Genomic DNA, 252 nt, shown 5'->3' with positions numbered 1-252 from the left:
ATCCGCTCCTCCCGCGCCACCGTCTGGTCCGACACCATCAGCTTCTGGCGGGCCCGCGCGATCCGCTCGTTCTCCTCGGCCCGCGCCCGCACGATCGCGTCGCCCCGCGCCCCCACGTCCGTCAGCAGCAGCTCGATCTTGTTCAGCAGTTTCTGCCGCGTCGCCTCCCCGAGGTCCCCGACCACCCGCACGCTGTCCCGCTGCGACACCAGCAGGTCCTTCGCGCTCTTCGGGTCGCCGCTGCGCAACAAA

General features: G+C 71.0%; 1 protein-coding gene. It reads right to left on the bottom strand.

Annotated elements, in window-relative coordinates:
- Positions 1 to 252, bottom strand: a 252-nt coding sequence (locus BGIM_RS65470; RefSeq protein WP_193789110.1) for a hypothetical protein, incomplete at both ends; no start/stop codon positions are given.

It is taken from the genome of Zavarzinella formosa DSM 19928 (assembly GCF_000255705.1).
Taxonomy (GTDB): domain Bacteria; phylum Planctomycetota; class Planctomycetia; order Gemmatales; family Gemmataceae; genus Zavarzinella; species Zavarzinella formosa.
Note: the sequence above shows the minus strand (reverse complement) of the source record. Positions and strands in the feature narration are given on the sequence as shown.